Origin of the sequence: Streptomyces purpurascens (assembly GCF_045040895.1) — a bacterium.
GTDB classification, from domain to species: domain Bacteria; phylum Actinomycetota; class Actinomycetes; order Streptomycetales; family Streptomycetaceae; genus Streptomyces; species Streptomyces purpurascens.
Genome location: NZ_CP108341.1, coordinates 8295921 through 8310371 on the forward strand (window position 1 = coordinate 8295921; position 14451 = coordinate 8310371).

14 protein-coding genes are annotated in these 14451 nt (G+C 72.6%); 12 read left to right on the top strand and 2 right to left on the bottom strand.

All coding sequences use genetic code 11. From position 1 onward, the window contains the following. Positions 1-6: 6 nt before the first annotated feature. Positions 7-1338, bottom strand: a complete 1332-nt coding sequence (locus tag OHU35_RS37615) for an MFS transporter (protein WP_405508493.1) — start codon at positions 1336-1338, stop codon at positions 7-9. 360 nt (positions 1339-1698) lie between these two features. Here OHU35_RS37615 and OHU35_RS37620 point away from each other — a divergent pair, with 360 nt between their 5' ends. The 12 genes from OHU35_RS37620 (at position 1699) to OHU35_RS37675 (ending at position 13448) form a co-directional block, all read left to right on the top strand. Beyond that, positions 1699-2517 (top strand): 2-amino-3,7-dideoxy-D-threo-hept-6-ulosonate synthase, encoded by an 819-nt coding sequence (locus OHU35_RS37620; protein WP_405508495.1) that lies wholly within the window; start codon positions 1699-1701, stop codon positions 2515-2517. Next, entirely contained in the window at positions 2514-3728 is a 1215-nt protein-coding gene (locus tag OHU35_RS37625; protein WP_359890030.1) for a 3-dehydroquinate synthase II family protein, read from the top strand. Before OHU35_RS37620 ends, OHU35_RS37625 begins: the two co-directional genes overlap by 4 nt. A 6-nt stretch (positions 3729-3734) precedes the next feature. After that, the gene (locus tag OHU35_RS37630) at positions 3735-5147 is read left to right on the top strand and encodes a class I adenylate-forming enzyme family protein (protein WP_229872828.1); all 1413 of its coding nucleotides are present in this window, start codon (positions 3735-3737) and stop codon (positions 5145-5147) included. A 72-nt stretch (positions 5148-5219) separates the two neighbouring features. Further along, a complete protein-coding gene (locus OHU35_RS37635) occupies positions 5220-5495 on the top strand; it encodes an acyl carrier protein (RefSeq protein WP_031105264.1) in 276 nt (91 codons plus the stop codon). Then, complete coding sequence (locus OHU35_RS37640; protein WP_189722445.1) at positions 5492-5782, top strand: acyl carrier protein; 291 nt, start codon at positions 5492-5494, stop codon at positions 5780-5782. Before OHU35_RS37635 ends, OHU35_RS37640 begins: the two co-directional genes overlap by 4 nt. Further along, positions 5772-7211: a beta-ketoacyl synthase gene (locus OHU35_RS37645; protein ID WP_229872827.1), complete on the top strand. Its 1440-nt coding sequence runs from the start codon at positions 5772-5774 to the stop codon at positions 7209-7211. Before OHU35_RS37640 ends, OHU35_RS37645 begins: the two co-directional genes overlap by 11 nt. Continuing rightward, entirely contained in the window at positions 7208-8011 is an 804-nt protein-coding gene (locus OHU35_RS37650; protein WP_405508498.1) for a hypothetical protein, read from the top strand. The genes OHU35_RS37645 and OHU35_RS37650 overlap by 4 nt, the downstream gene beginning before the upstream one ends. Then, positions 7998-9659: a class I adenylate-forming enzyme family protein gene (locus OHU35_RS37655; protein WP_405508500.1), complete on the top strand. Its 1662-nt coding sequence runs from the start codon at positions 7998-8000 to the stop codon at positions 9657-9659. The genes OHU35_RS37650 and OHU35_RS37655 overlap by 14 nt, the downstream gene beginning before the upstream one ends. Continuing rightward, complete coding sequence (locus OHU35_RS37660) at positions 9656-10186, top strand: hypothetical protein (RefSeq protein ID WP_189722442.1); 531 nt, start codon at positions 9656-9658, stop codon at positions 10184-10186. The genes OHU35_RS37655 and OHU35_RS37660 overlap by 4 nt, the downstream gene beginning before the upstream one ends. Before the next feature lie 3 nt (positions 10187-10189). Continuing rightward, entirely contained in the window at positions 10190-11107 is a 918-nt protein-coding gene (locus tag OHU35_RS37665) for an NAD(P)-dependent oxidoreductase (protein ID WP_359890040.1), read from the top strand. Further along, a complete protein-coding gene (locus OHU35_RS37670; protein ID WP_405508502.1) occupies positions 11104-12690 on the top strand; it encodes an MFS transporter in 1587 nt (528 codons plus the stop codon). Before OHU35_RS37665 ends, OHU35_RS37670 begins: the two co-directional genes overlap by 4 nt. A 38-nt stretch (positions 12691-12728) precedes the next feature. Next, positions 12729-13448, top strand: coding sequence for an SDR family oxidoreductase (locus OHU35_RS37675; protein ID WP_359890045.1), 720 nt, complete (start codon positions 12729-12731; stop codon positions 13446-13448). A gap of 31 nt (positions 13449-13479) precedes the next feature. Here OHU35_RS37675 and OHU35_RS37680 read toward each other — a convergent pair whose 3' ends face one another. Continuing rightward, the gene (locus OHU35_RS37680; RefSeq protein ID WP_359890047.1) at positions 13480-14301 is read right to left on the bottom strand and encodes a lipase family protein; all 822 of its coding nucleotides are present in this window, start codon (positions 14299-14301) and stop codon (positions 13480-13482) included. Between the last annotated feature and the right edge of the window lie 150 nt (positions 14302-14451).

The window sequence follows — 14451 nt, forward strand, 5'->3', positions numbered from 1 at the left end:
GAACCGTCAGGTGCCGAACTCGTGGTCGCGGGTCTCCGGGAGGGCCAGCAGGCACAGCAGGCTCAGCAGACAGAGGGCGCCGGTGTAGAAGCCCAGGACGAGCGGGGAATCCCAGCGGCTGTTCAGCCAGGTGGCGACCAGCGGGGCGAAGCCGCCGCCGAGGGTGTTGGCGAGGATGAAGGCCGCCGAGGCTCCGCTGTAGCGCAGCCGGGCGGGGAACAGTTCGGGGAGGAACGCGGCCACCGGGGAGAACATGAGCGCGAGCAGCATGAGGCCGACCGTGTAGGCGCCGGTGATCAGCCAGGCGTCGCGCGAACTCAGGGAGGCGTACATGGGCACCGCCCACAGCACGCAGCCGACGGCTCCGGTCAGCATCACCGGGCGGCGGCCGATCCGGTCGGACAGCCTGGCGACCGGGAGGGTGAGGGCGATGCCGGCCGCGGCGCCGATGCTCGCGGCGGTCAGCATCGTGTTCTGGGGGATGCCCAGTTCCTTCGGGCCGTACGAGAGGCTGTAGACGATCGTCAGGTAGTAGACCGCCGAACCGCCGATCGCCGCGCCGGTGCCGAGCAGCAGCCGGCCGGGATACCGCTTGAGGAGCGTGACCAGCGGAAAGCGGGACTCCGCTGCCGGGGCCGGTGCCTGCGCGGTGCGATGGGCCGCGTCGCGGAACACGGGTGACTCGGAGACCGTCGTCCGCACCCACAGGCCGATCACGACGAGCACGGTGCTGAGCAGGAACGGGATGCGCCAGGCCCAGTCGGCGAAGCCGTCCCGGCCCGCGATGTGGAGCGTGGGCAGGATGACGGCGCTGGACAGCAGAAAGCCGAGCGAGGGGCCGGCCTGCGGGACGGACGCGTACAGCGCACGGCGGCCGGGCGGTGCGTGCTCGGCGGCGAGCAGCACCGCCCCGCCCCACTCGCCGCCCATGCTGAGGCCCTGGAGCAGACGGAGTGTCACCAGCAGGACGGGAGCGAGGAGTCCGGCGGTCTCGTACGTGGGCAGCAGTCCGACGCCGACGGTGGCCACGCCCATCAGCAGAAGGGAGGCGACCAGGGCCTGTCTTCGGCCCAGCCGGTCACCGATCGTTCCGAACAGGACGACGCCCAGGGGACGGGACAGGAACGCCGCGGCGAAGGTGAGGAACGCGGCGAGGGAGGAGACGGTGGGGTTGCCGGAGGGGAAGAAGGCGGGGCCGAGGACGAGCGCGGAGGCCGTGCCGTACACGGCGAAGTCGTAGTACTCGATCGTGGTGCCGACCAGGCTCGCGGCGGCGACCCGCGGGGCCTCGGTCCGCGCGGCGGCTTTCTCTGTCGTCTTGGACAGCGATTCGGGCATGGGGAGTCACCCTAGGCCCGGAAATTCGAATTCGACAAGGAAGCGTCAGGAAAATCCGGTCGTCCGAATTATCGAACGCGACCGCAGAGGTTGCGGGAAGAGTTTCCGGCCGTTTACACGTGGCATCCGCAACAAAGCGCCCGAGACTCCACGAACAGCACCTCATGCGGTCGTCAATCCCGCTGCACCTGTCATATCGCTGTCAATATTCATGCCGAGTTCTGCATAAATATTGACCAGTGATCGCACCTTGCCAACCGGCCGCCGCGCGGTAAATGCTCACAACGGCGCAACTTGAAAGTTCTACGACCATCGTTTTTCGGACTTTATGCGGCCACCGGCTGGGGAGGCGTATTACCCATGCTGAAAACCGGCAAGTTATTACGCTTGAGAAGACTTTCGCTGGCGGGTGACGGCCGGCATCTGCTCGTTCCCCTCGATCACAGCGTTTCGGACGGCCCGATCGTCCCCGCCGGCCAATGGGACGACCTGCTCCGGGCGCTGGTGGACGGCGGGGCCGACGGGATCATCGTCCACAAGGGACGCGCCCGCGCCTTCGCGCCGGACATCCTCAAGAGCTGCGCGCTGGTGGTGCACCTGAGCGCCAGTACCGCCTGCTCCGCCGACGTCCACGCCAAGGTGCTGGTCGCCGATGTCGAGGAGGCCCTGCGGCTCGGCGCGGACGCGGTCAGCGTCCACGTGAACATCGGCTCGGACACCGAGGCGCGGCAACTCTCCGACCTGGGGGCGGTGGCCCGTTCCTGCGACGCGTGGGGCATGCCGCTGATCGCGATGGTCTACCCCCGCGGCCCCCGGATCGAGGACCCGCGCGACCCCGCCCTCCTCGCGCACCTGGCCAACGTCGCCGCGGACCTGGGCGCGGACATGGTGAAGACCTCCGTCGCCCTGCCGGTCGAGCGGATGGCGGAGGTGGTGGCGGGCAGCCCCATCCCCGTCCTCGCGGCGGGGGGTCCGCCGGACGGCACCGACCTCGTCGAGTACGGCACCGCCGTGATGGCCACCGGCTGCCGGGGACTGGCCGTCGGCCGCCGGATCTTCTCGGCCCCCTCACCCGCTTCCTTGGTGGCTCGCCTCGCCGCGGTCGTGCACGGCGCCGGCGGCGCTTCAAATGGCATGAGCATGACCCGTCCCTCGACGTTCGTGGCAGGAGTCGCATGAGGTTCGCATGGATCGATCTGCGGGAAGTCCCCGGCCGGCAGCTCCAGGGGGTGGTGGACGCGGCCGTCCACGCCCGGATGGCCGGGGTGGTGGCCGCCGATGCCGAGCTGCTCGCGACGCTGCCCCCGACCGTCACCCGGGTGCTGGCGCCCGAGGGCCGGGCCCCGGCCGCCCCGAAGAAGCCCGGTGACAAGGAGGGGAAGGGCACCGCCGCCAAGCAGGCGAAGGACGCAGCCGAAACCGGCTCCCCGTCCGGGTCCGGAAACTCCCCGGCCGCCACCGGAATCGACGTCCTGCTACGGAGGTTCGGCACCGAGGACGAGCTGGACGCCCTCGCCGCCGGCAACCGCGCCACCGGCGGCACACCCGCCGCCGGCATCGTCGACGTACGGGACGACCGCACGCTCCAGCTGTCATGCGCGGGTGCCATGAAGTTGCCGTACACCGTCATCCACTTCGCCGACCCGACCAAGATCCCGCTGGAGATCGTGCTGGCCGCGGCCGAGTCGGCCGACGGCAAGCTGGTGACCGTCGTCGACGGCCTGGAGGAGGCGGCGATCGTCTTCGACGTGCTGGAGCGCGGCTCGGACGGCATCCTGTACGCGCCCCGCAGCGCCGACGAGGTGTTCGCGCTGGCACGGCTGCTGCAGGCCACCACGCCCCAGTTGGAGCTGTCCACGCTGACCGTGGAGAGCATCCGGCACGTCGGACTCGGCGACCGGGTCTGCGTGGACACCTGCTCCCACTTCGAGGAGGACGAGGGCATCCTCGTCGGCTCGTACTCCTCCGGCTTCGTCCTGTGCTGCAGCGAGACCCACCCGCTGCCGTACATGCCGACCCGGCCGTTCCGGGTCAACGCCGGGGCCCTGCACTCGTACACGCTCGGACCGGACAACCGCACCAACTACCTGAGCGAGGTGGGCTCCGGCAGCGTCCTGCTGGCGGTCGGCGCCGACGGCCGCACCCGGCGGGTCGTGGTCGGACGCGCCAAGCTGGAGTCCCGGCCGCTGCTGGAGATCCGCACCCACGCCGAGGACGGACGGCTGGTCAGCCTGACCGTGCAGGACGACTGGCACGTACGGGTGCTCGGCCCGGGCGGGAAGGTCCTCAACGTCACCGAACTGCGGACCGGTGACGAACTGCTCGGCTATCTGGCCACCGACAAGCGCCATGTCGGCCTGCCCATCGGCGAGTTCTGCAAGGAGGTCTGAGGCCCCATGGGCGAACTCGCGACAGACCCGGCCGACTCGATGGGCACCCTCGTCCAGCGGCTGTTCGACGCGCGGGACGACGACCTGCCATTCCTGATACACCGACAGGAGACGGTCAGCCGGGCGGAGTTACGTGAGCGGGTGGCCAAACAGGCCGCCGTGTTCGCCGGCTACGGCATCGGCCCGGGCAGCACCGTGGCCCTGCGGACACCGCCCAGCTTCACCCAGGTGGAGGTGCTGCTCGCGCTGTGGCGGCTCGGCGCCCAGGTGCTGCTCCTCGACTTCCGGCTCAAGCCGGCCGAGGTGGAGTCCCTCTGCGCGGTCTGCCGGCCGCAGTTCCTGGTCGGTGCCGGGTCCAACGTCCGGGCGGCGTTCGGTTTCCGGCCCGAGTACGAGGTCACCACCGAGTGCCGCAGGACCGGCCGGCCGGCCGCCACCGGGCACCGGCTGGTGCAGTTCAGCTCGGGCTCCACGGGACGGCCGAAGGTGATCGGCAGGACCGTCCGGTCGCTCGCCGCCGAAGTGGACGCGTTCGCCACGGTCCCCGGCATGCCGGGGGAGGACGACCGGCTGCTGCTGCTCAGTTCGACAGCCCACAGCTTCGGTCTGATCGGCGGGCTGCTGTGCTCCCTGGCGGCCGGCGTCTCCGTGGTGTTCGCGCCCCGCGTCTCGGCCCGCGACATCCTGCGGACCGCGGTGGACCACCGGGTCACCGCCCTGTTCGGCGTGCCGACGCACTTCGAACTGCTCGCGGCCGCCCTCGATCCGCCCGCCCTGCCCGAGCTGCGGATCGCGGTGTCGGGCGGCGAGCTGATGCCCCCGCCGGTGGCGGCGCGGTTCGCCGAACGGTACGGCGTCCCGGTCGGCGAGGCCTACGGCACCACCGAGACCGGCATCGTCGCCATCGACGTCGGCGGCGCGCTGCGGCCCTCGGTCGGCCGGGCCGCACCGGGCGTGGTGGTACGGCAGTACCGCGGCGAACTGGACGTGGCGCTGGCCGAGTCCCCGTATCTCTTCGACTCGGGCGGTACGCGGTACGCGGACGGCTGGCTGCACACCCGCGACCGGGCCACCGTGGACGACACCGGCGCGGTCAGCGTGCACGGCCGGGCCGACTCGCTCGTCGTGATCGGCGGTCTGAAGGTCGATCTCACCGAGGTCGAGCAGGTGCTCCGCGAGCACCCGGCGGTCGAGCAGGCGGTCCTGGTCCACGAGGGCGTGACCGAGGCGTATGTCGCGGTGGCCGCCGATGCCGAGGACCCGTCCGCGGAGGAGTTGCTGCGGTGGTGCCGGGAGCGGCTGGCCGACTACAAGCTGCCCCGGGTGATCCGGCTGCTGGAGACCCTGCCGCGTACGTCCAACGGGAAGCTGCTGCGCCAGGCGGCGGCGTTGCGGGCGGCGGCGAGCGGTGCGTCGTAGTCCGGCCCGGGCCGCCCGAACACCTTCCGCACGATTCCCCCACCGGTACCTCTCACTGGAGTTCTGTCGACCATGAGCACATCGACCCTGGAAGAAGAGATCCGCGAGTTCGTCCTGACCGCGGTCATCGACGAGATGAACATCCTGACCAGCCGTGAGGGCATCACCGACGACAGCCCGGTGACCGTCGGCGGGCTGGACGTCGACTCACTCAGCCTGATCGAGCTCACGATGCGGCTGGAGTCCCGGTTCGGCGTGGAGATCCCGGACACCGACATCGAGCCGCTGGCCTCCCTGACCCTCGGCGGACTCGTCGCCGAGGTCGTCCGGCGCGGTGCGCGGGCATGAGCACGGAGGCCTCGCTGTCCACCATCACCACCGACACCGTCCGGCAGCTGCTGTCGGACCGCAAGGTCTTCCCCGGGCTGCCCGACGACCTCGGCGAGGACGCCGAACTGGTGCTGGACTCCCTCGGGCTGGTGTGGCTGCTCCACGTGGTCGAGGAGCGCTACGGCCTGGTCGTCGAGCCCACCGACGAGGACATCGCCGGGCTGACCTCACTGCGGCGGCTCACCGGATACCTGCGCGCGGCACAGACGGACCGGGCGGAAGGGAGCGGCCGGGATGAGCGGTGACGTGACGATCACCGGCTTCGGCGTACGCACCGCGTTCGGCACGGGCGCCGACGCCCTGCGGCGCGGGGTTTTCGCGGGGGTCCCCGCCTTCCGCCCCACCACGCGCTTCGACACCGGCCCGTACCGGACGCCCATGGCCGCCGCCGCCCCCGACGGACCCGACGCGGTCGAGGACTGGGCGCTGCGCCACGCACTCGCCCGCTGCGGGACGGAAGCCCTCGACATGGCCGGCCTCGGCCCGGGCACGGAGGCGGCGATCCTGCTCGGCGTCGCCGGCGACCACACCAGCGTCACGCGGTACTGGCGGAGCCGGCCCGGGGAGGCCGCGTCGGTATCGGTGCCCGGGCCGGGAACGGACGCGGGCCGGACCGGGGGTGTTGTCCGGAACGGCGTCGCCGGTGAGGGCGTGGCCCGGAAATCGGACATGGTCCCGGGCGAGGACGCGGGCCGGACGGGGGGTGTTGTCCCGAACGGCGCTGCCCGTGAGCACGTAGCCCGGACCGCGGACGTGATGCCGAACGGCTCTGGGGGCGAGGGCGCGGGCCCGAACGCGGGCGCCGTAACCACGGGCGGTCCCGGTGCCGAGCCGGGCGGTGCCGCGGCGCGGCTCGCCGACGCCGTGCCCGCGCGGCTCGCCGAGTTGCTGGCCGGCCACCTCGGGCTGACCGGGCCCCGGCTCGCCTTCACCAACGCCTGTGTCGCCTCCGCCGCCGCGATCATCCACGCCTGCCGGCTGATCTCCTCCGGCCGGATCGACGTCGCGGTCTGCGCGGGCGGATATCTCGTTGAGGAGGAGACCTTCGGCAAGTTCGACTCCGGCCGGGCACTCTCCCGCGACGGCATGGTGCGCCCGTTCAGCGCCGACCGCAGCGGGCTGCTGCTCGGCGACGGAGTCGCGGCCGTCGTACTGGAGTCCGCCGAGCACGCCCGGCGGCGCGGTGCCCGGCCGCTGGCGTCCGTGCCGGGCTGGGGCGCGGCGACGGACGCCCACCACATCGCCCAGCCGCATCCGGAGGGGGCCGGCCTGGCCCGGGCCGCACGGCAGGCGCTGCGGCTGGCCGGCGACCCGGACGGGGCGGCCCTCGGCTATGTCAACGCCCACGGGACCGGCACCAAGTACAACGACGGCGCCGAGACCCGGGGACTGCGAGCCGCCCTCGGGGGGCGGGCCGGGTCGATCCCGGTGAGCTCGACCAAGAGCACCACCGGGCACCTCCTGGAGGCGGCGGGCATCGTGGAGTTCGTCATCACCCTGCTGGCCCTCACGGACGGTGTGCTGCCGCCGACCGCCGGGTTCACCCGGCCCGACCCGGAATGCGACCTCGACTACGTGCCGAACCGGCCGCGCCGGGCCGACCCGCGCCGGGCCCTCACCATCAACGCCGCCTTCGGGGGCGCCAACACCGCACTCGTGCTGGAGCGGCCGTGACGACGGACAGACCCGTACCACGCTCGGCTCTCGGCATCCTGGCGAGCGCCACCGCGACCCACCGCACCGGGCGCCCGGACGACATCGAGCTGCCGAGGCTGCCCGGCTTCGTGGAGTCGGCGTTCAGCCCGCTGGCGTTCGAGGTCGCCAGACAGTGCCTGGCCGAACGGCCCGACGGGGGCACCTCCCGCTCATGGGGGTCCCCCCGCGCGAGCGAAGCCGAGCGTGGGGGAGAAGCCGAGAGCGGGGGAGACTCCCGGACCGCCGTGGTCCTGGCGGGCCTGATGGGCGACACGACCACCGCGGATCTCGCCAGCAGCCGGATGGTCGCCGGGCGGGTCCACAACCCGCTGCTGTTCATGCAGGCCACGCCCAACTCCGTACTGGGCCACATGAGCCGGGAGTTCCGGATCACCGGACAGATGTTCAGCCTCGCCACCCTCGACGACTCGCTGACCGAACTGCTGGCCATGGCGGATCTCCTGCTGGAGGACCCGGAGCTGGACCGGGTGCTGGTGCTGGGTGTCGAACTGGGCGGCGGTGAGCGGGCGGCCGCCGTGTACCGGGAACTGGCCGTCGACGGTCACCCGTTGGCGGGCCTTCCCGCGAACGCCGGTATCGCGGCGGCGCTGTTGCTAGCCCGTCCCGGCGCCGGGATCCCCGTCACGATCCGGGCGGACGAGACGCACGACTCGGCTACCGGGACCGCCGCCTGCCCCGGAAGCATCCAGGGCCTCTTCGATCTGGCGGCCACCCACTCCGAGGCAAGGAAGGAAACGGAGACCCATGCTCATCAGTAGGCAGGAGCGCGCCCGGATCTGCTCCGACACCGAACTGGGCGCCGGCAACGTCCTGGAGCGCCTGACGGCGTACGGCCGCCCGCTCGACGAGCCGGTGCTGCGGACGGACGGCAGCTGGCAGGCGCCGGACGGCGGCCGCCCCCGGGTGCTGACGCTCGGGCAGCTGATCGAGGCCGTCGAGACCTACGCGGGCTGGTACGCCGCCCGAGGGGTGCGGCCCCGCGACCCGGTCGCCGTGCACTCCCACTCCAGCGCCGAGTTCGCGGTGAACTTCCTGGCGCTGACCTCCCTCGGCGCGATCCCCTCGTTCGTCAACGGCAACCTGGCCCCCGAGACCGCCCGGGAGTACGTACGCGGACAGGGGGCGGTGGGCGCCTTCACGGACCGGGAGCACCACCCGGTGCTGTCAGGGTCGGGGCTCGGCTTCTGCGTCACCGCCGCCGGCATCCGCCCCGGGGACCGCGCGGCCCTGCCGCCGTCGTACCCGTACCGGCACGACCCCACCGACCCGGTGCTCATCTCGCACTCGTCCGGAACCACCGGCACGCCCAAAGGGGTTCCGCACACCCACCGGACGCTGATGTACGCGCAGCTGCACCGGCTGCGCTACTCCACCGGAACCGACATGGAACGCACCCTGGTCGGGCTGCCGGGCGCGCACAACGCCATGGTGGCGACCCTGCTGTACTGCCTGCTGCTCCGCACGGACATCAAGCTGCTCTCCAGCCGGCGCGGCACCGATGTGCTGGACGCCATCGAGGAGTTCCGGCCCACCACGGTGCTGGCCTTCGCCGGGACCTTCGGCGAGATGGCCGCGCAGGACCTGACGAGACGCCATCTGGACAGTGTCCAGGTGTGGTTCAACACCGGGGACGCGGCGCACGAGGCGCACATCCGGGCGCTGGTGCGGTACGGCAGCCACGAGAGGATCGGGCGCGATCTGCGGCGTACGCGGGTCGAGGGCTCCGTCTTCGTGGACGGGCTCGGCTCGTCCGAAGCGGGCTACTCCGTCTTCCACAACCGGCACACCAAGGACACCTCGTCCTACTCGCGCTGCGTCGGCAAGCCGATCAGCTTCGCCGAGGCCGCCGTGCTCGCCGAGGACGGCACCCCGCTGCCGCCGGGGCGGATCGGCCGCCTCGGCCTGAAGTCGCCGACCCTCACGCCCGGTTACTGGAACGACTCGCTGACCTGGAACCGGCTGCGGCTGGGCGGCTACTGGCTCACCGGGGACCTCGCCCACCAGGACGAGGACGGCAACTTCTACCACCTCGACCGGGCACCGGACGCGATCCGGACCCGCGACGGGATCCTGTTCAGCACCCGGACCGAGGAACTGCTCCTGCGGGAGCTGCCCGAACTGGCCGACTGCACGGTCGTCGGGGTGGCCCCCGAGGGCGTACGGGCGGACTGGGACGGCGGGGGAGAGGCCGAGGCGTACGCGCTGCTCCAACTCGCCGACGAGGACGCCCCCGCCGGCGACGGCGAGGCGTGGACCGGGCGGGTCAACGCGGTCCTGGCGGCCGCCGGGTTCCCGCTGGTGGCCCGGGCCCTGCGGATGGAACCCGACGATGTGCCCAAGGGCGCCACGGGCAAGGTCCTCAAACGCGTGATGCGCGACCGGTTCGCCACCAGGGGGCAGGAGTGAGTGACGACGGGACCAACCACCGCGCGCAGACGGTGGACGCGTACCGGCTGTGGTGGCAGCACGACGCCCACTGGTACCAGGGGGTGGCCGGGCGCTTCGGGCAGGAGGCCGCGAACGAGATCAACGCGGAGGCGATGCGCAAGGTGGCCCTGCACGTCGGGCAGCGCGTCGCCCGCCGGTCGGGCCCGCTGCCCGACAGCGGCGACACCGGCAAGGACCTGGAGGAACTGCGCCGCCGCTACGACGAGTGCGGCGACCGCATGTTCCCGCCGGAACTGCGCAACGCCTCCACCGAGGTGGAGGGCGACGACGGAATCGTCCTCACGCTGCGGCGGAACTTCGCCATCACCATGGTGCGGATGGCCGGTTCGCTGGAGGGCTACCGGTGTCCCTGCACCGACATCCACGCGGGCTGGTCCGAAGGACTCGGTGTGACCCTGACCGAGAACCGGGCCGAGAGCTGTCTGCGCGACGGCGACAAGGCGTGCCGCCTGCTGATGCGGGTCGCCCCGGGTACGGAGGGCTGAGCGGTGCGGGTACTTGTCGCCGGTGCCACCGGAGTGGTCGGACATCCGCTGGTGGGCGCGCTGCGGGCGCGGGGGCACCATGTGAGCGCCCTGGTGCGGGACGCTTCCCGGGCCCCGGACGCGGACGAGGCCGTGGTCGCCGACGCCCTCGACCGCGCGTCCCTGCTGCCGGCGGTCTCGGCCGCCCGGCCCGACGTGGTCGTGCACCAGATGACGGCGCTGCGGCTGCTGCGCGACGATCCCGCGGGCGCCTTCGCACAGACCGCCCGGCTGCGCACCGCGGGCACCGCCCACCTGGTCGAGGCGGCCCGGGCGGCCGGCGCGCGACGGCTGGTCGCGCAGTCCATCGCCTTCGCCGCGGCCCCGGCCGGGGTCCTGGTCCTCGACGAGGACGCACCGTTGTACGTGGACGCCCCGGACCCCGGCTGGGCCGCCACCGTACGGGCCGTGGCCGAGCTGGAACGGCTGGTGCTGAGCGGTGCGGGCCTGAGCGGTCTGGTCCTCAGGTACGGCACCCTGTATGGCCCCGGCACCGCGTACGCCCGTACCGGCGGGACCGGGCAGCGGGTGCTGGCGGGGAAGCTCCCGCTGCCCGAGGGCGGGTCGGGGATCACCTCGTTCCTGCAGGTGGAGGACGCCGTGGGAGCGGCCGTGGCGGCCGTCGAGTCGGAGGCCACCGGGGTCCTCCACATCACGGACGACGAACCTGCCCCGGCCGCCGAGTGGCTGGCGCACTACGCCCGTGCGCTGGGCGCCCCGGCCCCGCGCACGGTTCCGGCGGCGATGGCGCCCAGGCTGCTCGGCTGGTTCACGGCCCATCAGCTCACCGCGGCGCGGGGCGCGTCCAACGACCGGGCGCGTACGACGCTGGGCTGGAAGCCGCTGCGGCCGAGCTGGCGCGACGGGCTGGGGGCACGATGACCGGGCCCGGCAGGCCGGAGGCTCTCCCGTCTCGGCCGTGGGCCGTCCTGCTGGTCGTGGTCTGCGCCCAGATGCTGATCTGGCTGGACACCTCGATCCTCAACGTCGCCGTCACCACCCTGGCCGACCCGGCCGAGGGCCTGGGCGCGACGCCCGCCGAACTGGAGTGGGTGGCGAGCGCCTACACCCTGGTCTTCGCCGGCGGTCTCTTCGCGGGCGGCGCGCTGGCCGACCGGTTCGGCCCCCGGGCCACCCTCCTCGCCGGACTGGCGCTGTTCGGCGCGGCGTCCGCCGCCGGCGCGTTCGCGGGGAGCCCGGCGTGGCTGGTCGTGGCGCGCGCGTTCATGGGCGGGGGCAGCGCACTGCTGATGCCGGCGACCCTGTCGGTGATCGTGCAGAGCACCCCGGAGGCGAAACGTACCCGGGCGATCGCGATCTGGAGTTCGTCCAGCGGTCTGGGCGTGGCCGTCGGCCCGGTGGTGGGCGGGGCGCTGCTCAGCAACTTCTGGTGGGGATCGGTGTTCCTGGTCAACGTGCCGATCGTCGCTGTGTGCCTGGCCGGAGTCGCCGCCGTCGTACCCGAGTTGAAGGGTCCCCGGCGCAGACCGCTCGACCTCCCGGGCCTGGCCCTGTCGGTGCTCGGCCTCGGCGGCGTGGTCTACGGGATCATCGAAGCCGGCGACGGACAGCCCTGGTACGGGCCGCACGTCCTCCTCCCGCTGGTCCTGGGCGGCGCCCTGCTCTGCGCTTTCGTCGCCGGTCAGCGCAGGTCCCCGGCGCCCAGCCTGGATCTGCGGCTCTTCCGGCGGCCCGGGTTCACGGCCGGGAGCGTGGTGCTGCTGATCGCCTTCATGGCCTTGGCCGGGCACCTGTTCTACGCGGCCTTCTATCTCCAGGGGCCCCGTGGATTGTCGCCAGCCGAGGCCGGCACCGTGATGATCGCCGCCGCGGTCGGCATCGTCCTGGGCAGTCAGGCGTCCCCGGCGCTGAGCAGGCTGCTGTCGGCCCGGTGGACGGTCGCGGCCGGTGTCCTGGCCACGGCGGCCACCTACGTCGCCTACGCCTGGCTCGACGGGCAGACCCCGATCGGTTTCATCGTCGCGCTGCTGTGGATCCAGGGCTTCGGGATGGGCCTGGTCGGCACGCCGGTCACGGCCGCGATGATGAGCGGGGTGCCACCGCATCTCGCGGGCGCAGGCTCGGCCGTCAACAGCGTCACCCGGCAGGTCGGCGGAACGCTCGGGGTGGCGATGGCCGGTTCGATCCTGTCCGGCGTGTACCGGGAGCGGATGGCGGACGCCGAACTGCCCGGTACCGCACAGGGATTGTCCCCGGCCGCCGAGGAACGGGCCCGGGCCTCCGCCGAGGCGGCCCGCTCCCTGGCCGGTTCACTGCGCCTGCCCGACCTGGCGGCCACGGCGGACCGGGCCTTCCTCGACGCGATGTACGCCGCCACCCTCGCCGTCGCCGCACTGGCCCTCGTCGGATGCGCGGTGGCCGTCGTGGGGCTGCGCACCCGAGCACCGCGGCCGCGGAACGTCCCGGAACGAGGGGCACGGGACGAGCCGGTGGAATCCACGTGAGAGGCCACGGCACGGGAGCAGGACAGGAGAGGGAAGCCATGCCGGAACAGGCAACGGCCCGTTCGGTCTTCGTCACCGGGGGAAACAGGGGGATCGGCCTGGCCATAGCCCGCCGCTTCGCGGCGGCGGGAGACCGGGTGGCGGTGACCTTCCGAGGCGAGGAGCCGCCCGCTTCCGAGGGCTTCCTCGCCGTACGGTGCGATGTGACGGACAGCGATCAGGTGGACCGGGCCTTCACGGAGACCGAGGCGGCCCACGGCCCGGTCACCGTCCTGGTCGCGGGCGCGGGCGCCGCCAACGACCGCCTGCTGGTGCGGATGAGCGACGCCGACTTCACCTCCGTCATCGACACCAACCTCACGGGGGCCTTCCGGGTCGCCCGGCGAGCGGTGCGCGGGATGCTCCGCGCAGGCCACGGCCGTATCGTGCTGGTCTCCTCCACGGCGGCGCTGCACGGCGCCCCCGGGCAGACCAACTACGCGGCGGCGAAGGCGGGGCTGGTCGGATTCGCACGGTCGCTGACCCACGAGCTCGGCCCCAGGGACATCACCTGCAATGTGGTGGCGCCCGGCCTCACCGAGTCGGACATGAGCCGCGCCCTCACCGACCGGCAGCGCCAGGATCTGCTGCGCCGGACCCCGGCCGGACGCCTCGCCCGCCCCGAGGAGGTCGCCGACGCGGTGGCGTTCCTGGCCGGTGCCGGGTATGTGCGCGGCGCCGTCGTCCCGGTCGACGGCGGCGCCGGGCTGGGGCACTGAGGGCGGGGCCGGCGTCCTGTGCCCCCACCCTTCAGGCCAGGTTGCGTTCGAGGGCCGTGACGTAGTTGTCGATGAAGTGGTCGCGCACGCCGTCGCTCGCCGGGGCGAAGGCGTCGGCGGTCATGCCGCCGACGCGGTCGACGAGTCCGGTGACCAAGGGCAGCGTCGTGTGCACCTTGCCCTTGGAATCGATGTACCGCAGGGCCTCGACGTGGGTGAAGGCCGGCTCCGGGGGCATCTGCGGGACGATGTCGTTGTTGTTGACGAACCGGTAGAGCCGGTCCTTGAAGCCCTTGTCGCAGGCCTTGGCGAGCAGCCGGTCGCAGGTACGGGGCTGGCCGAAGGTGTAGACGCCGTCGGCCCGCAGCCGCGGCTCCTCCAGGTACATCCGGCAGCCGGCCAGCATGGCGAGTGCCCCGCCCAGGCTGTGGCCGGTGAACCAGACCGACTGTTCCTGGTCGCGCAGTTCGGAGAGCCCGTCCCGGACCGTGGGGAAGATCGACTCCAGGGCCTCGCCGAAGCCGTGGTGGATGTATCCGGTGCCCGCCGGGCCCGGTACGGGTGGCGTGACGGCGTCCGTGAGCCAGTCGCGGATCTGCACCGGCTCCGTGCCGCGGAAACCGGTGACGATCATCCTGTCACTGGCCATCGTGTACGCCTGGGTGTCCTCCAGCGGAAACGGCGGCGTGAACCGCGTTTCGTGATGGAGCACCCGGTCGAACCCCCACTTTCGCGCCTGCTGCTCGATGGTGGCACGGTCCTTGTAGGCCAGGTCGGACGCCTTGGCCATCCAGTAGGCGTGCGGAAGGCTGTATGCGGTGACGGAGTGATCAATGCTCTGGGGCACGGACACCAGCGGGTCCTTTCCCGGGTGCCGCGGCGCACGGCGGCCGAACCGAACCGCGGAAACGGCACCCTGAGGTGGCGGAAGAGGCAGCCTCGTCCTATCGCGGGCGGACGGCCGCACCCGCGAAGCGCGCCCCGGGGTCACCCGGACGGACCG